This is a genomic window from Burkholderia sp. SIMBA_062, assembly GCF_046534765.1.
Taxonomy (GTDB): Bacteria; Pseudomonadota; Gammaproteobacteria; order Burkholderiales; family Burkholderiaceae; genus Burkholderia; species Burkholderia ambifaria.
This window is the reverse complement of sequence record NZ_JAWRYD010000006.1, coordinates 223,137-243,940: the sequence shown is the minus strand read 5'-3', so window position 1 is coordinate 243,940 and position 20,804 is coordinate 223,137. Positions and strand designations below refer to the sequence as shown.

26 protein-coding genes are annotated in these 20,804 nt (G+C 67.9%); 5 read left to right on the top strand and 21 right to left on the bottom strand.

Annotation, left to right across the window (positions count from 1 at the left end; translation table 11 throughout):
* Positions 1–12 precede the first annotated feature (12 nt).
* On the top strand, positions 13–966 hold the full coding sequence (locus SB786_RS09060) for a cupin domain-containing protein (RefSeq protein ID WP_410727163.1): 954 nt from the start codon (positions 13–15) through the stop codon (positions 964–966).
* Between the two features lie 46 nt (positions 967–1,012).
* Here SB786_RS09060 and fliR read toward each other — a convergent pair whose 3' ends face one another.
* From fliR to SB786_RS09015, 9 genes are all read right to left on the bottom strand, one after another.
* The gene (gene fliR / locus SB786_RS09055; protein WP_105830774.1) at positions 1,013–1,795 is read right to left on the bottom strand and encodes a flagellar biosynthetic protein FliR; all 783 of its coding nucleotides are present in this window, start codon (positions 1,793–1,795) and stop codon (positions 1,013–1,015) included.
* Positions 1,796–1,823: 28 nt separating this feature from the next.
* Positions 1,824–2,096, bottom strand: a complete 273-nt coding sequence (fliQ, locus tag SB786_RS09050) for a flagellar biosynthesis protein FliQ (protein ID WP_006750427.1) — start codon at positions 2,094–2,096, stop codon at positions 1,824–1,826.
* Positions 2,097–2,112: 16 nt separating this feature from the next.
* Positions 2,113–2,874 carry a flagellar type III secretion system pore protein FliP gene (gene fliP / locus SB786_RS09045; RefSeq protein WP_410727162.1) on the bottom strand — a complete coding sequence of 254 codons (762 nt, stop codon included), beginning with the start codon at positions 2,872–2,874 and terminating at the stop codon, positions 2,113–2,115.
* A gap of 36 nt (positions 2,875–2,910) precedes the next feature.
* A complete protein-coding gene (gene fliO, locus SB786_RS09040; RefSeq protein ID WP_410727161.1) occupies positions 2,911–3,477 on the bottom strand; it encodes a flagellar biosynthetic protein FliO in 567 nt (188 codons plus the stop codon).
* Positions 3,474–3,965 (bottom strand): flagellar motor switch protein FliN, encoded by a 492-nt coding sequence (gene fliN, locus SB786_RS09035; protein ID WP_410727160.1) that lies wholly within the window; start codon positions 3,963–3,965, stop codon positions 3,474–3,476. Before fliN ends, fliO begins: the two co-directional genes overlap by 4 nt.
* Positions 3,958–4,956 carry a flagellar motor switch protein FliM gene (gene fliM / locus SB786_RS09030; RefSeq protein WP_410727159.1) on the bottom strand — a complete coding sequence of 333 codons (999 nt, stop codon included), beginning with the start codon at positions 4,954–4,956 and terminating at the stop codon, positions 3,958–3,960. Before fliM ends, fliN begins: the two co-directional genes overlap by 8 nt.
* Before the next feature lie 22 nt (positions 4,957–4,978).
* Positions 4,979–5,515, bottom strand: coding sequence for a flagellar basal body-associated protein FliL (fliL, locus tag SB786_RS09025; RefSeq protein WP_105785922.1), 537 nt, complete (start codon positions 5,513–5,515; stop codon positions 4,979–4,981).
* A 172-nt stretch (positions 5,516–5,687) separates the two neighbouring features.
* Positions 5,688–6,410 (bottom strand): LrgB family protein, encoded by a 723-nt coding sequence (locus SB786_RS09020; RefSeq protein ID WP_006757441.1) that lies wholly within the window; start codon positions 6,408–6,410, stop codon positions 5,688–5,690.
* 13 nt (positions 6,411–6,423) lie between these two features.
* Positions 6,424–6,900, bottom strand: a complete 477-nt coding sequence (locus SB786_RS09015; protein WP_410727158.1) for a CidA/LrgA family protein — start codon at positions 6,898–6,900, stop codon at positions 6,424–6,426.
* Positions 6,901–7,040: 140 nt separating this feature from the next.
* Here SB786_RS09015 and SB786_RS09010 point away from each other — a divergent pair, with 140 nt between their 5' ends.
* Complete coding sequence (locus SB786_RS09010) at positions 7,041–7,967, top strand: LysR substrate-binding domain-containing protein (protein ID WP_410727157.1); 927 nt, start codon at positions 7,041–7,043, stop codon at positions 7,965–7,967.
* 104 nt (positions 7,968–8,071) lie between these two features.
* Here SB786_RS09010 and SB786_RS09005 read toward each other — a convergent pair whose 3' ends face one another.
* The 3 genes from SB786_RS09005 to SB786_RS08995 form a co-directional block, all read right to left on the bottom strand.
* On the bottom strand, positions 8,072–8,320 hold the full coding sequence (locus SB786_RS09005) for a type II toxin-antitoxin system Phd/YefM family antitoxin (protein WP_410727195.1): 249 nt from the start codon (positions 8,318–8,320) through the stop codon (positions 8,072–8,074).
* Positions 8,321–8,428: 108 nt separating this feature from the next.
* Positions 8,429–9,991: a DHA2 family efflux MFS transporter permease subunit gene (locus SB786_RS09000; protein WP_006757445.1), complete on the bottom strand. Its 1,563-nt coding sequence runs from the start codon at positions 9,989–9,991 to the stop codon at positions 8,429–8,431.
* Between the two features lie 175 nt (positions 9,992–10,166).
* Positions 10,167–10,655, bottom strand: coding sequence for a MarR family winged helix-turn-helix transcriptional regulator (locus SB786_RS08995; protein ID WP_410727156.1), 489 nt, complete (start codon positions 10,653–10,655; stop codon positions 10,167–10,169).
* Positions 10,656–10,829: 174 nt separating this feature from the next.
* Here SB786_RS08995 and SB786_RS08990 point away from each other — a divergent pair, with 174 nt between their 5' ends.
* Together SB786_RS08990 and SB786_RS08985 are read left to right on the top strand one after the other, a co-directional pair.
* On the top strand, positions 10,830–11,117 hold the full coding sequence (locus SB786_RS08990) for a multidrug ABC transporter ATPase (RefSeq protein ID WP_410727155.1): 288 nt from the start codon (positions 10,830–10,832) through the stop codon (positions 11,115–11,117).
* Between the two features lie 276 nt (positions 11,118–11,393).
* On the top strand, positions 11,394–12,941 hold the full coding sequence (locus SB786_RS08985; protein WP_410727154.1) for an efflux transporter outer membrane subunit: 1,548 nt from the start codon (positions 11,394–11,396) through the stop codon (positions 12,939–12,941).
* A gap of 30 nt (positions 12,942–12,971) precedes the next feature.
* On the opposite strand, the gene SB786_RS08980 is transcribed toward SB786_RS08985, so the two are convergent.
* The 8 genes from SB786_RS08980 to gspG are packed head-to-tail and all read right to left on the bottom strand — an operon-like array spanning position 12,972 to position 18,968.
* Positions 12,972–13,760, bottom strand: a complete 789-nt coding sequence (locus SB786_RS08980; protein ID WP_410727194.1) for a type II secretion system protein N — start codon at positions 13,758–13,760, stop codon at positions 12,972–12,974.
* Between the two features lie 31 nt (positions 13,761–13,791).
* On the bottom strand, positions 13,792–14,298 hold the full coding sequence (gene gspM, locus SB786_RS08975) for a type II secretion system protein GspM (protein ID WP_410727153.1): 507 nt from the start codon (positions 14,296–14,298) through the stop codon (positions 13,792–13,794).
* The gene (gene gspL, locus SB786_RS08970; RefSeq protein WP_410727152.1) at positions 14,295–15,665 is read right to left on the bottom strand and encodes a type II secretion system protein GspL; all 1,371 of its coding nucleotides are present in this window, start codon (positions 15,663–15,665) and stop codon (positions 14,295–14,297) included. The genes gspM and gspL overlap by 4 nt, the downstream gene beginning before the upstream one ends.
* A 24-nt stretch (positions 15,666–15,689) precedes the next feature.
* The gene (gspK, locus tag SB786_RS08965) at positions 15,690–16,823 is read right to left on the bottom strand and encodes a type II secretion system minor pseudopilin GspK (protein WP_410727151.1); all 1,134 of its coding nucleotides are present in this window, start codon (positions 16,821–16,823) and stop codon (positions 15,690–15,692) included.
* A 2-nt stretch (positions 16,824–16,825) separates the two neighbouring features.
* Positions 16,826–17,530 (bottom strand): type II secretion system protein J, encoded by a 705-nt coding sequence (locus tag SB786_RS08960; RefSeq protein ID WP_410727150.1) that lies wholly within the window; start codon positions 17,528–17,530, stop codon positions 16,826–16,828.
* Positions 17,508–17,915 carry a type II secretion system minor pseudopilin GspI gene (gene gspI / locus SB786_RS08955; protein ID WP_410727149.1) on the bottom strand — a complete coding sequence of 136 codons (408 nt, stop codon included), beginning with the start codon at positions 17,913–17,915 and terminating at the stop codon, positions 17,508–17,510. Before gspI ends, SB786_RS08960 begins: the two co-directional genes overlap by 23 nt.
* Complete coding sequence (locus SB786_RS08950; RefSeq protein WP_410727148.1) at positions 17,912–18,472, bottom strand: GspH/FimT family pseudopilin; 561 nt, start codon at positions 18,470–18,472, stop codon at positions 17,912–17,914. Before SB786_RS08950 ends, gspI begins: the two co-directional genes overlap by 4 nt.
* A 43-nt stretch (positions 18,473–18,515) precedes the next feature.
* Positions 18,516–18,968, bottom strand: coding sequence for a type II secretion system major pseudopilin GspG (gene gspG, locus SB786_RS08945; protein ID WP_006759194.1), 453 nt, complete (start codon positions 18,966–18,968; stop codon positions 18,516–18,518).
* A 177-nt stretch (positions 18,969–19,145) separates the two neighbouring features.
* Between gspG and SB786_RS08940 the strand changes: the two genes are divergently transcribed.
* A complete protein-coding gene (locus SB786_RS08940; protein ID WP_006751353.1) occupies positions 19,146–19,556 on the top strand; it encodes a type II secretion system protein N in 411 nt (136 codons plus the stop codon).
* A 30-nt stretch (positions 19,557–19,586) separates the two neighbouring features.
* Here the strand turns inward: SB786_RS08940 and gspF are convergent, their stop codons facing one another.
* Positions 19,587–20,804, bottom strand: coding sequence for a type II secretion system inner membrane protein GspF (gene gspF, locus SB786_RS08935; RefSeq protein ID WP_006759196.1), 1,218 nt, complete (start codon positions 20,802–20,804; stop codon positions 19,587–19,589).

Below are 20,804 nucleotides of genomic sequence, written 5' to 3'. Positions count from 1 at the left end.
TCAGGTCGTCTAATGGATCTGATGTATCACTTATATAAATTACCTCTTGCAATGATCAATTTCCCAATCGAAAAAGAAGAGTTTCTGGAGAATTTCTTTGAAAAAAAGCCAGGGTTATTTCGAGGCGCCGCATCCGACTGCAAATTCGATTGGCTTGGTATTGACGAGGCAATATATGCCAGCCAATCTAGCCCACTAAAAATCAAGATTCATTCCGGAAAGGAATATCTTTCTCCGGAGAGCTACGAATGGAAATGTGTTGAGGTTGGTGTTTTAAAAAGCCAGTTGAACGCCGTCGAAATTCATCGCCACCTCGACAATGGTGCCACATTGGTTTTTAATAGAATGGAGTCGCTGTCCCTCAAAGTCAGAAATGTATGCAGACAAATTTCCGATTTTTTGTCAATGAGCGTTGTGGCAAATGGCTACATCTCCTTCGGAAAACAAGGATCCTTTGGTGATCACTGGGACACGCACGATGTTTTTGCGGTGCAGCTGATAGGAAGGAAAAATTGGAAAATTTACAATTCAACCTTCAAACTACCGATTGAAGGTCAAACCAGCAGGGACCAAAAGCACCTACGCCCTATTCATCCCGAGTTAGATTTCACTCTGGAAGAGGGGGACGTTGCCTATATCCCGCGCGGATGGTGGCATTCGGCAACCGCCATTGGCGAGCCAACATTTCATATTGCAGCTGGAATTCACACGAACAAATACTTAGACTACATCGATTGGATAGTGAGAACCAAATTGAAGAACCGTGAGTCTTTGCGGACTTCATTGCCTCTTCACGATATGCAGATTTTTAATCTCGATAAAATTATTGAAGATGTAAATCAAGAAATTCGCAGCCTCAAAAATATCACTGAATATATCGAAGGCATGAAATCGCAAACTGTTGTGGCATCCGACATGGGAATGGCCGAATACGCAAAAAGATTGCGAGAAAGGAATTCGCTTTGACAATCGCAGGGTTATTGCACCTTGGCAGCAATGACGGCTCCACGCCTTACCGCCACCCGAGCAACACCCGCCCCATCGCATCGAGCCCCATGTCGAACAGATGCGACACGAACGGCACGAGGTTCGGGATCATCAGTTGCACGAGCAATAGCCCGACCAGCATCGTGACCGGAAAGCCGATCTGGAAGATGCCGATCTGCGGCGCCGCGCGGTTCAGGATCCCGAGCGCGAGGTTCGCGATCAGCAGGGCCGCGACCACCGGCAGCGCGAGCAGCAGCCCCATCTCGAACACCGTCGCGCCGAACGCGGCGAGCGTGCGCCAGCCGGGCGCGTGCAGCAGGTCGCCCGACACCGGCAGCGTCTGGAACGACGCGGCCAGCGCCGCGAACACCTGCAGGTGGCCGTCCACCGCGAGGAACGCGAGCATCGCGATCGCGTTCAGGAAGCGGCCCATCACCGGCGTCGCGCCGTTCGAATGCGGGTCGAAGAAGGTCGCGAAGCCGAGCCCCATCGACAGCCCGATGAAGTCGCCGGCCGCCTCGACGGCCGCGAACACGAGCTGCATCGTGAAGCCCAGCGCGATGCCGATCAGGAACTGCGTGACGACGATCCAGATGCCCTGCGCGGAAAACACGGTGACGTCCGGCATCGCGCCGAGCGTGGGCGCGACGACCAGCGCCATGAACGCGGCGATGCCGATCTTCACGCGCACCGGCACCGCCGCATGGCCGACCACGGGCGCCGTCGCGACGAGCGCGAGCATCCGCACGAACGGCCACAGGAAGGCGGTCAGCCAGCCGTTGAGCTGCGCGTAGGTAACCGAGAACATTGCGACGGGACGGAGCCGGGCGCGCCGGTCAGCCGGCGCCGAGCGTCGCGACGTGCAGCAGCGTCTGTCGCAAGTAGTCGAGCATCGTCGTCAGCATCCACGGGCCGGCGATCACGAGCGTCGCGGCCACCGCGAGCAGCTTCGGGATGAACGACAGCGTCGATTCGTTGATCTGCGTCGCGGCCTGGAACAGGCTCACGACGAGGCCGACCGCGAGCGCGACCAGCAGCAGCGGGGCGGCGAGCAGCAGGCCGACCATCATCGCCTGGTGCGCCAGCGTCATCACCTGTTCGGGCGTCATCGCGCGTTTCCTCCGCTTAACCGAAGCTCTGCGCGAGCGAGCCGATCAGCAGCTGCCAGCCGTCGACCAGCACGAACAGCATCAGCTTGAACGGCAGCGACACGGTGGACGGCGACACCATCATCATCCCCATCGACATCAGCACGCTCGCGACGACCATGTCGATGATCAGGAACGGGATGAAGATCGTGAAGCCGATCTGGAAGCCGGTCTTCAGCTCGCTCGTGACGAACGCGGGCACCAGCAGCGACAGCGGCACGTCTTCCGGGCCCTGCATCGGCGCGGCCTTCGAGATTTTCGCGAACAGCGCGAGATCGGTCTCGCGGGTCTGCTTCAGCATGAAGGTCTTGAACGGCGCGACGCCGCGCCGCACGGCCTGCTCCATCGGCATCGAGCCGTCGGAGAACGGCTTGTAGCCGTCGGCGTAGGCGCGGTCGAGCACCGGCGACATCACGAAGAAGGTGAGGAACATCGCGAGGCCGACCAGCACCTGGTTCGGCGGCGTCGTCGCGGTGCCGAGCGCCTGGCGCAGCAGCGACAGCACGATGATGATGCGCGTGAAGCTCGTCATCATCAGCAGCATCGCCGGCAGGAACGACAGCATCGTGAGCAGCAGCATCGTCTGCACGCTCAGCGAATAGGTGGTGCCGCCGTTCGGGCCCGGGCTCGTGTTGAACGCGGGCAGGCCGGCCGCCTGCGCGCAGGCGAGCGCGGGGGCGAGGCCGAGGATCAGCGCGGGCGCGAAGCGCGTCGCGCGACGCAGGAATTCGTGTTTCATCGGAATGCAGATACGGAAAGAGGGCGCGACGCCATGTCAGCGGTTGTCCTTGCCGCGCCCGAAGCGCTTCGCGGCTTCGCCCGCGAGCGCGTCGCGAAACCGCGCGCCGAACGTGCCGGGCTGGCCCCGATCGGCGGAGGCCGTGCCGGCGGGAAGGTCGGCCGACGCCGCCGCCACCGCCGAGCCGGCCGGCAGCGTATGCAGCAACCGCACGTTGCCCGGCGCGACGCCGAGCACGAGCCAGGTGTCGCCGATCTCGACGATCGTCGCGCTTTCCTTCGCGCCGAGCCCGACGCTCGACACGACCTTCAGCGGGCCGCCGCGTCGTGCGGGCTGGAACCCGAAGCGGCGCGCGAGCCACGCGCAGCCGAACACGAGGCCGATCACGACCGCGAGCCCGACGAGCGTCTGCAGCACCGCGCCGACACCGAGCGACGGCGCGGCCGAGCCGACCATCACGCTCGACGCGATGGAACCGGCGTTGTTCACCGCGTTCATGTCGGCGGCGCCGGCCGGCGCGCATGCGAGCGAGGCCGCAATGGCGACGGCCGCCGCCACCGAGGTCGCGACGCGCACGCGGCGGCCGGGCGTAACTACGTTCACCGATTCAGCTTCCGGATGCGTTCGGCCGGCGTGATGATATCGGTCAGCCGGATGCCGAACTTGTCGTTGACGACCACGACCTCGCCCTGCGCGATCAGGCAGCCGTTCACGAGCACGTCCATCGGCTCGCCGGCCATGCCGTCGAGCTCGACGACCGAACCCTGCGCGAGCTGCAGCAGGTTGCGGATCGCGATCTTGGTGCGGCCGAGCTCCACGGTCATCTTGACCGGGATGTCCAGAATCATCTCGATGTCGTTGTGCGTCGAGCTGGCCGCGGCCTTCGACAGCGGCTGGAACACGCCGGCGCCGGTCGCGCCCGCCTGCACCGGCTGCAGGTTCTGCTCGGCAAGCGCGGCAGCCCAGTCGTCCAGGCCCTGCTCGTCTTCCGCCGCGGCCGGCGCTGCCTGCGCGTCGGCGGCCGATGCCGCGAGGGCCGCGTCGGCGAGGGCCTGCGCGTCGAGTTCGGGCGTCTGGTTCAGCTCACTCATATCCACCTTCCTTCATCGTGTCGCTCGCGCTAATCATCTTCTGCACGCGCAACGCATATTGACCATTGAAAATGCCGTAGCCGCATTCCATCACCGGCACGCCGTCGACCTTCGCGGTGATCGTGTCGTCGATCTCCAGCGGCAGCACGTCGCCCGCACGCAGGTTCAGGATCTTCTCGAAGGTCGACGGAATCTCCGCGAGATTCGCGCTCAGCTCGACCTCGGCCGACTGCACCTGCTGCGACAGCACGCGCACCCAGCGGCGGTCGACCTCGAGCGCCTCGCCCTGGATCGGCGAGCTCAGCACGTCGCGGATCGGCTCGACCATCGAGTACGGCATGCAGATGTGCAGCGTGCCGCCCGTCGGCCCGAACTCGATCGAGAACTGCGTGACGATCACGATCTCGTTCGGCGTCGCGACGTTCGCGAACTGCGTGTGCATCTCCGAGCGCACGAATTCGAACTGCAGCGGCCGCACGCTCTTCCAGGCGGTCGCGTAGTGCTCGAACACGAGGTTCAGCAGCTTGCCGATGATCCGCTGCTCGGTGGCCGTGAAGTCGCGGCCCTCGACGCGCGTGTGAAAGCGCCCGTCGCCGCCGAACAGGTTGTCGACGACGAAGAACACGAGGTTCGGGTCGAACACGAACAGCGACGTGCCGCGCAGCGGCTTCACGTGCACCAGGTTCAGGTTCGTCGGGATCGGCAGGTTGCGGGTGAACTCGCTGTACTTCTGCACCTTCACCTGGCTCACGGAGATTTCCGCCGTGCGCCGCATGAAGTTGAAGATGCCGATCCGCAGCAAGCGCGCGAAGCGGTCGTTGATGATCTCGAGGCCGGGCATCCGGCCGCGGACGATCCGCTCCTGCGTCGCGATGTTGTAGGGGCGGACGCCCGACAGGTCGCGCTGCTCGTCGACCGCGTCGGTTTCGCCCGTGACGCCCTTGAGGAGGGCATCGACCTCCTCCTGGGACATGAACTCCTGGTGGCCCATGCGCGCTCCTTTTGCGGCCGCGTTACTGGACGACGAATTCGGTGAACAGCACGTCGTCGACCTTCGCGCGCTGGTTGCCCGGCTGGGTCGGCTGCTCGATCAACTCCCGCAGTTCCTTCGCGAGCGAACGCTTGCCCTCCGGTGTCGCGAGATCCTCGGGATGCTTGTTCGACAGCGCGAGCAGGATCCGGCTGCGGATCTCCGGCATGCGCGCGGTGAGCTGCTCCTGCGCCTTCGGGTCGGTGAGCTTCAGCGACAGGCCGACACGCAGGTAATGCTGCATGCCGTCGTCCGACTGCAGGTTCACGGTCAGCGGGTCGAGCGGGAAGAACACCGGCGCGGCGAGCGGCGCCGGTTCGGCGGGCGCGCTCGCGTGGCCGACGCCCGCCTTGCTCAGGAACACGTACATGCCGCCCGCGGCGGCGGCGGCCGCGCCCAGCGCGATGACGGCGATGAGCGCGATGCGCTTGAACTTGCCGGACGAAGCGGGCTTGTCGGCAGTCGGGTTTGCGGTCGTGGAGGCCATGTGAATGCGTGCGTGATGTCTCGTAGCATGCATTGTTCGGCATCCGGGCCGAGCCCGATGGGCGGAAAAGAGGGGGGAATTGCGGCTATCTCAGCCGATTGTCGCTGGATGCGGGCGCGAGGCAGGGCCGGAATGGCGGGACCACGACCGGGCCGCGATGGGCACGCCGTGGGGAGAGCGGGCAGCCGCGCCCGCCCGTACGGCGTCAGATCGGCAGCAGCGACAGCAGCGGCGCGATCAGCACCATCGCGACGCCCGCGATCATCATCGTGAGGCTCGACACGACGCCTTCCTCGCTGCCGATCTCGCGTGCCTTCGCGGTGCCCACGCCGTGGGCGGCCGCGCCGAACAGCGCGCCGCGCGCGAGCCGCGTGCGCATCGGCACCAGCGCGAGCACGATCTCGCCGAGCAGCATCCCGCAGATGCCGGTCGCGATCACGAAGAGGGCGGTGAGGTCCTTCGGCGCATGGATCTTGTCGGACACGGCGAGCGCGAACGGGGTCGACACCGAGCGCGTCATCAGCGAGCGCTGCAGTTCGGGCGACAGGTGCAGCAGCTTCGCGAGCAGCAGCGACCCGCACACGCCCGCGCCGATCCCGACCGCGACGCCGACCGACAGCGACAGCCAGTGGCGGCGGATCAGCTCGCGATATTCGTAGATCGGCACCGCGAACGCGATCGTGGCCGGGCCGAGCAGCCACATCAGCCAGCGCGTGTCGCGGAAGTAGACGGAATAGGGAATGCCGGTCAGCAACACGAGCAGCACCAGCACGCCCGGCACGAACACGAGCGGCGAGAACAGCAGCGTCTTCTTGTACGCGTAGAGCCGCTTCGACGCGAAATACAGGACGACCGTCAGCACGAAGCAGCCGACGGAGATCGCCGTATTCACGTGGTCGACGGACAGGTTCGACAACAGCGCGGGCATCGCGGGCTCCGGCTCAGTGGGCCGACACGGTGGCGAGGCGCGCGCGGCGGCGTTGGGCGAACACGCGCTGCGCGGCCAGCCGGCGTTCGAGCTTCGCGGCGAGGTCGACCGCGACGGCCACCGCGACCATCACGAACGCGGTGCCGGCGAGCATGACCAGCGCGATGCGCCAGCCGTCCTCGCGGAACAGCCCGCCGTACTGGACCGCCGCGACGGCGGCCGGCACGAAGAACAGCAGCATGTCGGACAGCAGCCAGTTCGCGCCGTCCTTCACCCACGCGGGCGCGACACGGCCCGAGAACAGCAGCACGAGCAGCACCGCGAGGCCGATCACGCCGGACGGCACCGGCAGACCGACCGCGCGCACGGCCCAGTCGACCACCATCCACAGCACGCCGAGCGCGGCGGCCTGCAGCACGATCCGGCCCGTGCGCGCAACGTTGCCCGCAGCGGCGGGGCGGGCGGCGGCAGTGGTGGTCGGGTGGGTCATGGCAGGCTCCATACAGATGTTCCGTTGATGGTGTGAGTATAGGGTTTCCCCTAACCATAAATAAAATGACTTGTCTCTATCCTTGTCATTCCAATTCGGAATTCGCTTTGGGTTCGCCGCACCAAACTGGGGAGTGATCGATGGAATTGCGCGCACTGCGGTACTTCGTCGAGGTCGTGCGTCAGCAGAGCTTCACCGCGGCCGCCGACCGGTTGTTCGTCACGCAGCCGACCATCAGCAAGATGGTGAAGGCGCTCGAGGACGAGATCGGCTCGCCGCTGCTGCTGCGCGACGGGCGGCAGATGGTGCTGACCGACGCGGGGCGGATCGTGTTCCAGCGCGGCCAGGACGTGCTCGCCGCGCAGGCGCAGCTGCAATCGGAGCTGAACGATCTCGGCACGCTCGGGCGCGGCGAGCTGACGATCGGCATTCCGCCGCTTGGCGGATCGCTGTTCACGCCCATCATCGCCGCGTACAAGCAGCGCTATCCGAACATCGAGCTGAAGCTGTTCGAGCAGGGCGCGCGGATGATCGAGGCCGCGCTGATGTCGGGGGAACTGGAACTCGGCGGGCTGCTGGAGCCGGTCGATCCCGGCACGTTCGAGCGGCTGCCGATGGTGCGCGCGCCGCTGTGGCTCGTCGCGCCGCGCGAGTCGCGCTGGGAGGATGACACCGCTGTGCCGCTCGCCGATCTCGCGCGCGAGTCGTTTGTGTTCTATGCGGAAAGCCTCGCGCTGCACGATGCGGTGCTCGACGCGTGCAGGCAGGCCGGCTTCACGCCGTCGATCGTGAGCCGCAGCGGTCATTGGGACTTCATGGCCGCGCTGGTGCACGCGGGCGTCGGCATCGCGCTGTTGCCGGAGCCGTACTGCCGGCGGCTCGATGCGCGGCAGTTCACGTGCCGGCCGATCGTCGAGCCGGAGATCACGTGGGCGATCGCGCTCGGCTGGCTGAAGAAGGGCTACCTGTCGCATGCGGCGCGGGCCTGGCTCGACGTCGCGCGGGCGACGCTGCCGATCGCGTCGGGCGACGACCTGGCCTTCGGGGGATTGCGGGCACGGGAGTGACGCCGGATCGAGGCCCGGCGATCAGACGTGCTGAATCGGGCAGGCGGGAAACTCGGCCGCACCAGCAGCCGTCGAGAACAGCCGGTGTATGTCGAGCAGCAACTTCATGCGTCGCCCTCGAACAGCTTGCCGATTTTGTCACTGCCCATCGAGTCGAAGTCGTTCGGGACTCGCATCTGTCCCTTCATGAACCCGATCCGGCTCGGCCGAACCGGATCCGGTGTATCGATCGGCACAACTTTGACCAGCGGCTTGCCGGCTTTCGTGATCACGAACGGTTCGCCAGCATGAACGGCTTCATCGATCAACCGCGACAGGTGGGTTTCCGCGTCATGCATGTTGTAGGTATGCATCGCATTCTCCAATTGAACCAGGTTCAGATCGCCCTAGCTTCGTTCAATTGGGCACCCGTCGCAAGGTTCTACCGTCCACCGAGGGTACCGGCGCCCATCCTGCTGGCCTCAATGCCCCATCGCCGGTCCCGCTCCCTTCCTCGGCTTCGTGATCCAGACCAGCGCCGCGAGCGCGATGAACACGCCGGCCGACAGGTGGAAGAAATCGTTGGTCGCCATCATGAAGCCCTGCTGCGTGACGAGCTGGTTGAGCTGCGCATTGGCCGTCTGCCCGACGATCCCGAGCTGCGCGAGCGCGCCCTGGTAGTCGGTCGTGTTCTGCGCGTAGACGCTCACCGATTCCGACAGCCGCGCGTGGTGGTAGATCGCATCGTTTTCCCAGAACGTCGAGCTGGCCGCGGTGCCGATCGCCCCGGACAGCGTGCGCAGGAAGTTCGACAGCCCCGACGCGCTCGCGAGCCGCTCGTCGGAAATGCTCGACAGCGTGATCGTCGTCATCGGCACGAAGAAACACGCGACGCCGATCCCCTGCACGAGCCGCGGCAGGATCACGTGGTTGAACGGCACGTCGAGCGTAAACGTCGAATTCCAGACCGACACGCCCGCGAACACGATGAACGCGAAGCTCGCGACCATCCGCAGATCAAGCCGGTGCATGTTGCGCCCGATCAGCGGAGACAGCACGAGCGCGAGCAGCCCGACCGGCGCGGTCGCGAGGCCGGCCTTGCCGGCCGTGTAGCCCATCACCGTCTGCAGCCACAGCGGGAAGATCACGACCGAGCCGAAGAACGCCATGAAGCCGAACGAGATGATCAGCGCGCCCAACGCGAAATTGCGATCCTTGAACAGCGACAGGTCGACCACCGGCTCCTTCTCGGTCGCCTCCCACACGAGCATGAACGCGAGCGACACGACCGCGATCAGCGCGAGCGCGACGATGAAGGTCGAGTTGAACCAGTCGCGGTCCTTGCCGAGGTCGAGCATCATCTGCAGGCACGACACGCCGATCACGAGCAGCGCGAGGCCGACCGCGTCGATCCGCTGCCGGCTCGTCTTCGTCTCGCGGCCGCGCAGCAGGAAGTACGCGCAGGCCGCCGAGAAAATGCCGATCGGCAGGTTGATGTAGAAGATCCACGGCCACGTGTAGTTGTCGCTGATCCAGCCGCCCAGCAACGGGCCGAAGATCGGCGCGACGATCACCGTCATCGCCCATAGCCCTAGCGCGAGCCCGCGCTTCGCCGGCGGGTAACTGCGCATCAGGATCGTCTGCGACAGCGGCACCATCGGGCCCGACACGAGGCCTTGCAGCAGCCGGAACGCGATCAGCGTCTCGAAGTTCGACGCGAGGCCGCACAGCGCCGACGCGATCGTGAACGCGAGCACCGACAGCGTGAACAGGCGCACCTCGCCGACCCGCCGCGCGAGCCAGCCGGTCAGCGGCACCGCGATCGCGGAGGCGACCGAATACGACGAGATCACCCACGTGCCTTCGCTCGTCGCGACGCCGAGGCTGCCCGAGATGGTCGGCACCGCGACGTTCGCGATCGACGTGTCGAGCACTTCCATGAAGGTGCCGAGCGCGAGCCCGACGGTGAGGAGCGCGAGCGCGCCGCCGGTGAGCGGCGCGGGTTGGGCGGCAGGCGGCGCGGCGGATGCCGTGGTGGCGGACATCGGAATCTCCTAGACGCGGCGCGCGCGACGCGCCGACACAACGCACGGGCGCGCGATACCGCGCGGCCCGGCCGGGTGGAACGGATGAGGGGAGAGGCGGAGCATGTGTCTTGTCATCTTCTGCTCAGACAGAGAAATATGCGAATGCTTAACCTGGACATCGGGCCTCCCGCGCTCAGCGGTCCGGTTCGTCGGGTTTCGGACAGCCGGCGTCGCCGGGCCCGTTGGCGATGAACCGCTGCAGCAGGCCGGTGAGCGTCGCGAGTTCGTCGGCCGAGAAGCCGGCGAGCTGCGCGTTCAGCGCGGTCGCGATCAGCGACGGCAGCGCGCGGGCCGACTCGGCGCCGCGCTCGGTCAGCGTCAGCTCGATCATCCGGCGGTCCTGCTCGCTACGCGAGCGCGCGATCAGCCCCTTGCGCTCGAGACGGTCGAGCATGCGCGTCATCGAGCCGCTGTCATACGACATCTTGCGCGACAGCTCGAACGGCGTGCGCGCATAGCCGCGCGACAGCAGCAGGATCACGCCGATCTGCTGCGCGGTGAGGTCATGCGGCTCGAGTGCGCGGTCCATTCGCTCGACGAGCGCCTGCCGGGCCTTGGTCAGGTAATAACCGAGGCTCGTTTCCAGCGCGATGGTGTCGGGATCGTAGAGGCCGCCGTTCATGCGATTGCGCCCACAGCAATAGTGCGTTTCAGGTCAAAACGCGCCCAGTATCTTGAAAAATGATTGCTTAGTCAATATTATTTCAGTCAACCAGTTACGACGTGCATGTTGCACTGCCGGAGACTATGTTCTGACCGCTTTGCCCGCGCTGCCGGGCCCCCGAGGATGTTCGCGATGCTGTTCCTGAAAAATGCCGCCGGCGCGCTGCGCCGCAACCTGACCGATACCGCTCATCATGTGTTCTCCGGGCCGCACCGCGGCTGGAAGATCGCGCTGTACGTGACGATGCTGGTGGTGCCGGGCGGGTCGCTCGCGGCGCTCGGGTTCGCATGGTTCGATCATCGCCGGCAGCGCAACGCGAAGGACGCCGCGCGCCGCACGAGCCAGCCGGCGGCAACAACGGAGCCGTCGACATGGCGGTCCGCCGCCGATCCCGTCCCGGTGCCCGTGCGCTGCCACTGAAGCCGCGCCGCTTTCGCCATCCCGACCGAACGCCGGCCGCGCCCCTCGCGGCCCGGTGTGGTCCGCGCTGCATTGCCTGTCTGTCTCGTCCGCAAGCGGTCCGTAATGGCCGGTAAACCGGCCGTCCGCGCCGGTAACACATGCGTGCCGCCGCGCACCGTACCCTTAGGGCTGCGCGGCTTTCCCGCCGTCAGTTACCATTTGTCCGCCAGCGGCACAACGACCGCATCGCGCGACGCCGCTCGCCGGCCGTTGCGCCCAGACAGGAAAACCACGATGCCGTACGCTCCCCTCCCGCGCGCCTTTCGCCCGCTGAGCGCCGCCGTCGCCGTTGCGACGGCCGTGCTGCTCGCCGGCTGCGCCGTCGGGCCCGACTATCACCGGCCCGACACGTCGATCCCCGCCGCCTTCAAGGAAGCGCCGGCCGGCTGGAAGGTCGCGCAGCCGGCCGACCGGGCCGACCGCGGCCCGTGGTGGACCGTCTACGACGATCCGCAGCTCGACGCGCTGATCGGCAAGCTCAACGCATCGAACCAGACCATCGCGCAATCGGCCGCCGCGTACCGGCAGGCCCGCGCGCTCGTCACCGAAGCGCGCGCCGCGTATTTCCCGACCGTCGGGCTGACCGCGTCGGGCTCGCGCTCACGCTCGGGGCGCACGTCCACGTCGTCGAGCGCGTCGGGCTTCGGCAGCAGTTCGTCGATCGGCAACAGCTACAGCGTCGGCCTCGATGCGAGCTGGGAGCCCGACCTGTGGGGCAAGGTGAGCCGCAGCGTCAGCGCGCAGCGCGCCGGCGAAGCGGCCGCCGCGGCCGATCTCGCGAATGCGCGGCTGTCGCAGCAGGCGCTGCTCGCGCAGACCTACTTCCAGCTGCGCACGTCCGATGCGCTGCAGAAGCTGCTCGACGACACCGTGAAGTCATACGGCGACTCGCTGAAGCTCACGCAGAACCAGTACGCGCAGGGCGTCGCCGCGCGCGCGGACGTGATCCAGGCGCAGACGCAGTTGCAGAGCGCGCAGGCCGCATCGATCGACAACGGCGTCGCGCGCGCGCAGTACGAGCATGCGATCGCGACGCTGATCGGCGAACCGGCATCGACGTTCTCGCTGCCGCCGAATCCGCTCACGGCGCAACCGCCGATCACGCCGGTCGACGTGCCGTCCGCGCTGCTCGAGCGCCGGCCCGACATCGCGGCGGCCGAGCGCCGCGCGGCTGCCGCGAACGAGCAGATCGGCGTGGCGATCGCCGCGTTCTTTCCGACGCTCACGCTATCGGCCACCGGCGGCTTCCAGAGCTCGGTGTGGTCGCAACTGTTCACGCTGCCCGCGCGGTTCTGGACGGTCGGCCCGCAGCTCGCGGCGACGCTGTTCGATGCCGGCCTGCGCGCCGCGCAGACCGATGCCGCCCGCGCGACCTACGACCAGGACGTGGCCGCGTATCGCCTCGCGGTACTCACCGCGTTCCAGGACGTCGAGGACAACCTCGCGTCGCAGCGCATCCTCGCGCAGGAAGTCGACGTGCAGCGGCAGGCCGTCGACAGCGCCGAGCACGCGCTCGCGATCGTCACGAACCAGTACAAGGCCGGCACGGTCGCCTATCTGAACGTGCTGAGCGCGCAGACCACCGCGTTTACCGCGCAGCAGAAGCTCGCGACGATCGCCGGCCAGCGGATGGTGTCGTCGGTCGGGCTCGTGAAAGCGCTCGGCGGCGGCTGGGATGCGTCGGACATGGCGCGTGAAACGGGCGACATGGCGGCGCCGGTGCCAGTGCCGGCGTCCGGTGCGGCGGCGCCGTCGGCTGCCGCGCCGCTCGCGCAGAAGTAATCGGGGAAAGGGAGAGAGCGACGCGCGCGTTCAGCGCATCGCGTCGCCGAAGATCAGCGACACCTCGTTGTTGCCGATCGGGCGGCCGAGCAGGTTCAGCAGCCCCGCGAGGTTCGCCTGCTGCTCGGGCGCCGCATGCGCGGTGCCGCGAAACGATCCGCGGCCGGGGCCGAAGCTGCCGTGCCCGTCGAGGAACAGCGGGCCCTGCGTCGTCGACAGGTCGAGATCGGCGTCCGCCCCCTTCGCCTGCAGCACCGCGCGGTACGACCCGAGCGGCTTCACGCGAGACACGCGCGAACTCATCGAATCGATCGTCACCGTCAACTGGCCGAACGCGTTGTTGCCGATCATCCGCCAGTCGGTCCAGCCGAGCCGCACGTCGCCCTGCAGATCGAGCGTGTTGAACGGCGTGCCGAGCCCCGCGAGCAGCGACGCGGGCACGGCCATCGAGCCCGCCGACAGCACCGCGCCGCGCCAGGTCGCGTCGAGCGTGACGGCGTCGGGCATCGCCTCGGTCTGCCGCATGCGCATCTGCACGCGCCCGGTCAGCAGCGGCCAGAAGCGCGTGGTCCACTGGACCCGGCCGGGCAGCAGCGTCGCCGCGCTCTGGTCCGCACCCGGCGCGAGCATCAGCGTGCCGGAACCGTGCCACAGCGAGCCTTCCGGATCGACGAGGTTCACGTGAGCGCCGGTCGCGCGCGCGACTTGCGGCGCGATCCACGCGGCCGGCGCGAGCGCGACGAGCGTCAACGCCGTCGCGAGCCCGCCTGCCGCCACCCACGGCACCGCGGCGGCAAGCCGCCTGATCCCTGGCCTCATCGGCCGACCGTCGCTGGTTTCATCCACTGCGTCATTTCTGCGTCGAGGGTTGCATCACGGCCGTCAGGTCGACCTGGCCGTCTTCCTTCAGCCCGGTCACGTGCGCTTCGCCGACCTGCACCTTGAACTGCCGGCGCGCGTCGTCGAGCCACTGCGTCCACACCGGGAACGGCACGTTCTTCATCTGGATCTGCACGCCGTTGCCGACCACCTGCACCTGCGCGCCCTGCAGCCCGTGATCGGACAGCGACGCGGTGAGCGCGTCCTTCAGCGCGAGGCCGGTCGGCGCGACGCCTTGCGCGGCGGCCGTCAGCGACTTCGCCTCGTTGGCCTGCGCGGTCATCTGCGCAAGCTCGCTGCGCATCGTCGGCAGCTCGCGCCGGATGCGCGCGCGGCCTTCCTGCGCGGGCGACCACAGCACCGAATACGCGATCGCGACGGCCAGCACGGCACCGCCCCAGCCGAGCAGCGTCCGCTCGCGCGGCGAGCGCTCGCCCCAGAACTGGGCCAGCGTCTGGTTCAGTTGTTCCATCTTCATGGGCGGCTCCGGATGGTCCATTTGCCGGTGCTGCTGTCGACTTCGCCAGCCAGCCCGTTGCGCGCGAGACGCTGCGGGAAATCGGGGTCGACCTTGACCTCCGGCTTGAAGCCGACGTCGAGCCGCCGGTCGTGATAATCGAGCGACGCGATTCCGTTCAGCGGCAGCGCGCCCATCGAACGCGACAGCCCGCTCGACAGCGCGAGGAAGTCGTTCGGCGACAGCTCGCCCGCCGCGAGGCGCAGCTGGTCGAGCTGGCGCTGCATCTGCGCGGGCGGATCGAGCACCGTCGTGGTTTTCGGGAAGGCGGACAGGAGCGTCTCGGTGATCTGCGCGGACAGCGCATCGCGCTCGCGCGACAGCTTCCACCAGTGCAGGTTCATCCCGATCACCGCGACGCCGAGCGTTGCCGCGACGAGGGCGATCGGCACGCGCAGGCGCTTCATCGTCGCGCGGTCGAAGCGCCACGGCTGCGACTCGAATTCGAACTGGCACAGATCGAAGCGCTCGGCGAGCGCACGCCGCGCGAACGTGTCGAACGGCAGCGGCTGCGCACCCGGCAGCAGCGGGCCGTCGGCGCGGCCGACCGAGGCGAGCCGTGGCTCCGCGCCCGGCTCGCCGAGCTCGTACAGTTCGACGTCGCCGCCGCCCGCGAGCGCGGCCAGCGTGCCGGCGGCCCGCGACGCGGGCGCCGCGAAGCCCTCGCCGAGCGCGCCGCGCGCGATCGCGAGTTCGAGACGCGGCGCACCGGCCGCGACCGGCAGCGCGCCGGCTTCGACGAGCGCCGGTTCGACCGTGGTCGCCAGCCCGAGCACCGCGGCCACGGCCGTGGGGCGGGCGGCCGGTGCGGTCGCGATCGTGATTGCGCCGGCCTTGACGGCCTCACCGTCGACAGGCGCATCGAGCGGCGCTTGCGCCGGCTCGCGCGGCGCCGGCAGGCAGCGCGTCGCGGGTACCGCGCTCAGGCGCCGGTGGCCGGCCGCGGCGAACGCGTCGCAGATCGTACGGAACCACGCGCGGTCGACGACGGCCAGCACGCGACGGCCATCGGGCAGCGCGACCGGATCGAGCGCGACATGGCAGCCGAGCGGATCCTGAATCAGCTGATCCTCGACGATGTTGGGCAGCGCCTGGCGCAGCTTCGGCCCCTTGAGCGGCGGCACGGTCGCGGCCAGCAGCAGCACGTCGCGCGCAGCGACGATCAGCCGTGTCTCGTTCGCGCGCGGCAGCAGCGCGAGCGCGGCGCGGCCCGCGCGCTGCACCTGGCCGGCCTTGTCCACGAGCGTGAACGGCAGCTCGGGCCACTGCCATTCCTGCAACGGCACGGCCGGCTCGCGCGGCGGCAAAGAAACAATCAGCGTGCTCAAGAGCTTCTCTCCCGAATGGCGTTGTTATAGCTGGTCGCGGATGCGCACGACCCGCGTCGAGTGCGTGGTCGGATCACGATACACGAGCGAAGTGCGATCCACCTCCGCGCGATCGTGCTGGATCCGGCCATGCACGATGAAATAGCTGGAATTGACGTCGACGAGGCTCGAGTCGATCGTCACGTTCGGCGCGCCGGCGCCGCGCAGCGCGAGCTGCACGTCGCCGACGTTGCGGAAAAACACGGTCTCGCGGCGCGACACGAGCGCCTGCGCGGACGACACGCTCATCCCCGGCACCAGCGCCGCGATCACCTCGGCCGGCGCGGTGTTCATGTTCACCGGCGTCGTGGTCGGCAGCACGGTGACGAACGGGCGCAGCCGCGCGACCATCTCCGGCGTCACGCCGTCGACGTCGAGCAGGTTGTCGACGCCCGTCATCACGAGCGGCGCGGGCCCGCGCTCGCCGTCGGACATCCCCGGCTCGTCGGTGAAGTTGCCGGCCTGCATGTCGCCGCCGGCCACCGGCGCGGTCGCGGCCGTACCGGCGCCGGGCAGCGTCGGCGTCTGGAAGCGCGTCGCCGAATGCATGAGGCCCGCGCGCATCTGCAGCGCGATCCGCTTCGCGAACGCGCCGTCGTAGCCGAGCGTCGTCAGCAGCCGCTGGAACGCCTGCAGCTGCATCACGTTGAGCTGCAGCACGCCGGGCGCCGGCGACGACACGAGATTGCGCAGGTTGTACTTCGCCTGCGCGTCCTCGATCGATCCGGACAGGTAGGTGTCTTCGCCGCCGTTGTCGTTCGGCGCGCCGATCCGGCCGAGGAAGTCCGACAGCTTGGTCTTCGCGATCGGCACGGCCCAGATTCCGCCGAGATAGGTGATGCCGGGCGCCGTGTCGCCCTCGGAGCGCAGAATCATGCGGGTCCAGTCGAGCGCACCGCGCGCGACCCACTGCGCCTGCGCGATCACGCGCTGGTTCTCGATCCGGCGAATCTGCACCTGCTGGCGCCACAGCATCCCCGACACGAGGATCGCCGACAGCGCGACGACGAGCAGCGCGGTGATGATCGCCGCGCCGCGCTCGCGGCGGGCTTGTGTGCTTGCGGGCGTGCTTGCGGGCGGGCGGGCGGCGAAGCGGGAACGGTGAGGGCGCGCGCGCATCGTCATTCCCCGACGAGGAAGATGCGCGTGACGGGCACGCGCAGCGACGTCGCGCCGATGCTGACCTGCAGCCCCGTCACCGCGCGTGTCGGCGGCGCGTTGCCGATCTGCGGCACCTTCAGCGCATCGTTGTTCTGCGCCAGCGCGTCGTTGGCCGTCTGCAGGTTGGTGGTCCAGCCGACGCGCGGCACGTACAGCTTCGCGTCGATCGCACCGACGCCGCCCATCAGCGCGACCCAGCTCCAGCCGTCGACGCCGCTGTCCTTCAGCACGTCGCGCAAGCGGTTCGCATCGGCGAGCGGCGGCGACGCATAGCGCACGACGCGCCCGCCGGCGATCCGGTAGCGGACCACCTGCAGCCGCGGCGCGGCGCCGGCCAAGTCGAGCGTGCGGACGATCTGCAGCGTATTGCCGGCGACGCCGATCGCCGGCTGGCCGGCTTCGTCGTCGGTCGCGGCGAGCCGCGCGTCGATGCGCATCTGGTCGAACATCTGCGCGAACACGCGCTCGTCCTCCATCGCGGACGCGACCTTGTCGCGGCCGCGCATGATCTGGTCGAGCCCGCGCCACGCGAGGATCGCGACCACCGCGAGGATCGCGATCGCGATCATCAGTTCGATCAGCGTGAAGCCGCGCACGCGGCGCGAGCCGACGGAACGCACGGGCCTGCGCCGGATCGGCGCGTCAGAGCGGACGGCTGGTTTCATTCGCGACCACCGTCACCATTTGCGCGAGCACGCCGGGGTGTCCCGGCATGCTCACCGAAACCTGCACGCGCCGGAACACCGGGTTCGGCGTGGTGCTCACGCGCTGCGTGCAGACCATCTGCACGTTGCCTTGCGAACAATCGAAACTCTGCTCGCCGACCTCCGGCCACGCATGCGTGAGCCGCAGTTGCGCGAGCGCGTTGTCGGCGCTCCAGCCGGCCAGCAGCCGGTGGTGAAGATCGGATGCATTGGTCGCCATCGTGCCGACCGCGCGGATCGACGCGGCGAGCGCGACGGCGACGATCGCGAGCGCGACCAGCACCTCGATCATCGTGAAGCCTCGGGAAGCGGAAGCCGGGAAGGGCAGGCGACGACGCATCGTCATTGCACCTCGTAGCGGCCGTTGCCGGTGCCGACGATCGTCGCGCTGCCGACCGCCGAATGCAGCGTCACGCGCACCGGCGTGTCGACGCTTTCGGTGCCGAACACGACGCGGCTCGCGTGCGTGTCCGACCCCTGGTCGGCCCCCGGATAGGCGATATCGGCGCCCGTGACGCCACCGTCCCAGTCGCGCGGGCGCAGCAGGTCGTCGCGCAGCGTGCGCCAGCCGTCGGGCGAACTCACGTCGAAACGAAAGCCGTGCGCGGTCGGCTGCCACGCGATCGGGCGCGCGCGCACCTGCGCTTCGTCGCCGGCCGTCTCGAACAGCAGCGCGATGCGCTGCGCTTCCTCGCGCAGGTCGGTGCGCGGATTGCGCGTCAGCGACAGCGACGCGAGCGACACCAGCAGGCCCGCGATCACGAGCACGACCAGCATCTCGAGCAGCGTGAAGCCGCGTGCACGCGCGCGTGCCGCGGTCACGGCCGCGCCGCGCCGCACGCGGCGGTCGCGGGCATCGCGGCGAGCGCGAGCGGAGCGCCAGGGCGTGCGAAGGGCGGGCATGAAATGAAGAACGGGGACGATCGTCGGATCGGTCGACGCAGGCTTACTGCCACGAACCGATGTCGGAATCGTTGCTTTCGCCGCCTTCCTTGCCGTCGGCGCCGTAGCTGAACACGTCGATCTCGCCGTGCACGCCCGGGTTCAGGTACTTGTACCCGTTGCCCCACGGATCGTTCGGCAAGCGCTCGAGATAGCCGCCGTCCTTCCAGTTGTTCGGGATCGGATCGGTGGACGGCTTCTGGATCAGCGCGTTCAGGCCCTGTTCCTGGCTCGGATAGCGGCCGTTGTCGAGACGGTACAGCTTCAGCGCCTGCATGATCGTGCCGATGTCCTGTTTCGCGGCGATACGGCGCGCCTCATCGGGACGGCTCATGATCTTCGGCACGATCAGTGCCGCCAGGATCCCGAGGATCGCGACCACCACCATGATCTCGATCAGCGTGAAACCGCGCTGACGGCGCACGGCCGCATTACGGCGAGTGATCCACGTTTGCATGACTGACTACCTCTTTCCAAAAAATGTCGTCGATTGAGTGACGCACCCGGCGCATCGCGAACATTTGCCTGACGGCAAGCTTCCGATTCCCCGGGCGCGGAGCACGCATTGTAAGGCGCGCATTGCCGAGGGCTTTCACCCAACGCAAATTTCATATACATCCGTACAATAGCGCGCATGAACGCGCTCTCGATCCGGATCCTCTCCCTCGCCCTCTTCGCGGGTTTGTGCGCGACGGCCACCTACTGGGTCGTCACGCTATCGGCCCGCGAAGCGCCGCTGCCCGCCGCCGCCGCGCGGTTGCCGATCCGCACCGAGGACGCCGCCGCGCTCTTCGGCGGACAGCTCGACAAGAATCCCGTCCAGGACATCCACCTGTTCGGCATTCTGTCGCTCGGTCGTGGCGGCGCCGCGATCGTCGGTATCGGTGGCGAGCCGCCGCGTGCCGTGTCGCTCGGCGCGGAGCTCACGTCCGGCGCGAAGCTCGCCGAAGTCCGCAGCCGCTCGATCATCATCGACCGCAACGGCGCCCGCGCCGAAGTCCAGCTCCCCGCGAACACGCCGTCCCCGGCGATCTACATGCGTTGAACGGCGGCGGCCTGACCGGCGGTCAGGCCGTCACTGCACCATGTTGTTCAGCTCGATGATCGGCAGCATCACGGCCAGCACGATCACGAGCACGATGCCGCCCATTGCAAGGATCAGCAGCGGCTCGAGCAGGCTCGTCAGGAACATCGTGCGCCGCTCGAGCTCGCGCGCCTCGCCTTCCGCCGCGCGGTCGAGCATCGTCGTCACGTCGCCCGTCGCTTCGCCGGAACGGATCAGGTGCACGAGCACCGGCGGGAACGTCTTCACGTTGTTCAGCGCGCGCGACAGCGCGGAGCCTTCGCGCACGCGCACGATCGCATCGTCGATGTTCGCGCGCATCGCGCGGTTCGACAGCGTCTCGCCGGCCGCCTGCAACGCGCGCAGGATCGGCACGCCGGCCGCGGTCAGGATGCCGAGCGTGCTCGCGAAGCGCACCGTGTTGTAGCCGCGCACGAGCTTGCCCGCGAGCGGCGCGGTCAGCACCCAGCGGTCGAACGCGAGCCGCGGCCCGTCGCGCGACAGCGTCGCCTTCACGAACCACACGACGAGCGCGACCGCGATCAGGATCGCCCACCACCAGTGCCGCACGAACTCCGACAGCGCCATCATCACGACCGTGAGGATCGGCAGCTGCTGCTTCGTGCTCGCGAACACGTTGACCACCTGCGGCACGACATAGCTCAGCAGGAACGTGACGATGCCGAACGCAATCAGCGTGACGATCCCCGGATACGTGAACGCCAGCAGGATCTTCTGCTTCAGCGCGTTGCTCTGTTCGATGTAGTCGGCGAGGCGCGACAGCACGATGCCGAGCTTGCCGGTGTGCTCGCCCGCCGCGACGAGCGCGCGGTAGATTTCCGGGAAGTCGCGCGGATGCTGGCCCAGCGCATTCGCGAGCGAATGGCCGCCGAGCACCTCGGCGCGAATCGCGGCCATCAGCTCGCGGATGTAGTCGCGTTCGGCCTGCTCGGTCAGCACGCCGAGCGCCTCGTCGAGCGGCAGCCCGGCGATCAGCAGGCTCGCGAGCTGGCGCGTGAGGATCGCCTGTTCGCGCTGCGACAGCTTGCGGCCGAACGCGAGGCGCTGCGAACGCGCGCCGCGGGTCGCACTGGCGGCCGGCTCGACGACGAGCGGCGTGAGCCCCTGCGTGCGCAGCTGGCCGCGCGCGCCGCGCGCACTGTCGGCATCGATCACGCCTTTCTGCGGTCGCCCCGCCGAATCGATGGCTTCGAAACGGAATGCCGGCAT

Bases quoted from the DNA above. Each gene is read 5' to 3' on its own strand.
- gspF (WP_006759196.1), bottom strand. From the start codon at position 20,804: ATGCCGGCATTCCGTTTCGAAGCCATCGATTCGGCGGGGCGACCGCAG.
- SB786_RS08940 (WP_006751353.1), top strand. From the start codon at position 19,146: ATGAACGCGCTCTCGATCCGGATCCTCTCCCTCGCCCTCTTCGCGGGT.
- gspG (WP_006759194.1), bottom strand. From the start codon at position 18,968: ATGCAAACGTGGATCACTCGCCGTAATGCGGCCGTGCGCCGTCAGCGC.
- SB786_RS08950 (WP_410727148.1), bottom strand. From the start codon at position 18,472: ATGCCCGCCCTTCGCACGCCCTGGCGCTCCGCTCGCGCTCGCCGCGAT.
- SB786_RS08980 (WP_410727194.1), bottom strand. From the start codon at position 13,760: ATGAGGCCAGGGATCAGGCGGCTTGCCGCCGCGGTGCCGTGGGTGGCG.
- SB786_RS09015 (WP_410727158.1), bottom strand. From the start codon at position 6,900: ATGACCCACCCGACCACCACTGCCGCCGCCCGCCCCGCCGCTGCGGGC.
- gspK (WP_410727151.1), bottom strand. From the start codon at position 16,823: ATGCGCGCGCGCCCTCACCGTTCCCGCTTCGCCGCCCGCCCGCCCGCA.
- fliR (WP_105830774.1), bottom strand. From the start codon at position 1,795: ATGTTCTCGGTTACCTACGCGCAGCTCAACGGCTGGCTGACCGCCTTC.
- fliQ (WP_006750427.1), bottom strand. From the start codon at position 2,096: ATGACGCCCGAACAGGTGATGACGCTGGCGCACCAGGCGATGATGGTC.
- gspM (WP_410727153.1), bottom strand. From the start codon at position 14,298: ATGAAGATGGAACAACTGAACCAGACGCTGGCCCAGTTCTGGGGCGAG.
- gspI (WP_410727149.1), bottom strand. From the start codon at position 17,915: ATGACGATGCGTCGTCGCCTGCCCTTCCCGGCTTCCGCTTCCCGAGGC.
- fliN (WP_410727160.1), bottom strand. From the start codon at position 3,965: ATGAGTGAGCTGAACCAGACGCCCGAACTCGACGCGCAGGCCCTCGCC.
- SB786_RS09020 (WP_006757441.1), bottom strand. From the start codon at position 6,410: ATGCCCGCGCTGTTGTCGAACCTGTCCGTCGACCACGTGAATACGGCG.
- SB786_RS08960 (WP_410727150.1), bottom strand. From the start codon at position 17,530: ATGAAACCAGCCGTCCGCTCTGACGCGCCGATCCGGCGCAGGCCCGTG.
- SB786_RS09010 (WP_410727157.1), top strand. From the start codon at position 7,041: ATGGAATTGCGCGCACTGCGGTACTTCGTCGAGGTCGTGCGTCAGCAG.
- fliL (WP_105785922.1), bottom strand. From the start codon at position 5,515: ATGCATGCTACGAGACATCACGCACGCATTCACATGGCCTCCACGACC.
- SB786_RS09005 (WP_410727195.1), bottom strand. From the start codon at position 8,320: ATGCATACCTACAACATGCATGACGCGGAAACCCACCTGTCGCGGTTG.
- SB786_RS08985 (WP_410727154.1), top strand. From the start codon at position 11,394: ATGCCGTACGCTCCCCTCCCGCGCGCCTTTCGCCCGCTGAGCGCCGCC.
- fliM (WP_410727159.1), bottom strand. From the start codon at position 4,956: ATGGGCCACCAGGAGTTCATGTCCCAGGAGGAGGTCGATGCCCTCCTC.
- SB786_RS08990 (WP_410727155.1), top strand. From the start codon at position 10,830: ATGCTGTTCCTGAAAAATGCCGCCGGCGCGCTGCGCCGCAACCTGACC.
- SB786_RS09000 (WP_006757445.1), bottom strand. From the start codon at position 9,991: ATGTCCGCCACCACGGCATCCGCCGCGCCGCCTGCCGCCCAACCCGCG.
- SB786_RS08995 (WP_410727156.1), bottom strand. From the start codon at position 10,655: ATGAACGGCGGCCTCTACGATCCCGACACCATCGCGCTGGAAACGAGC.
- fliP (WP_410727162.1), bottom strand. From the start codon at position 2,874: ATGAAACACGAATTCCTGCGTCGCGCGACGCGCTTCGCGCCCGCGCTG.
- SB786_RS09060 (WP_410727163.1), top strand. From the start codon at position 13: ATGGATCTGATGTATCACTTATATAAATTACCTCTTGCAATGATCAAT.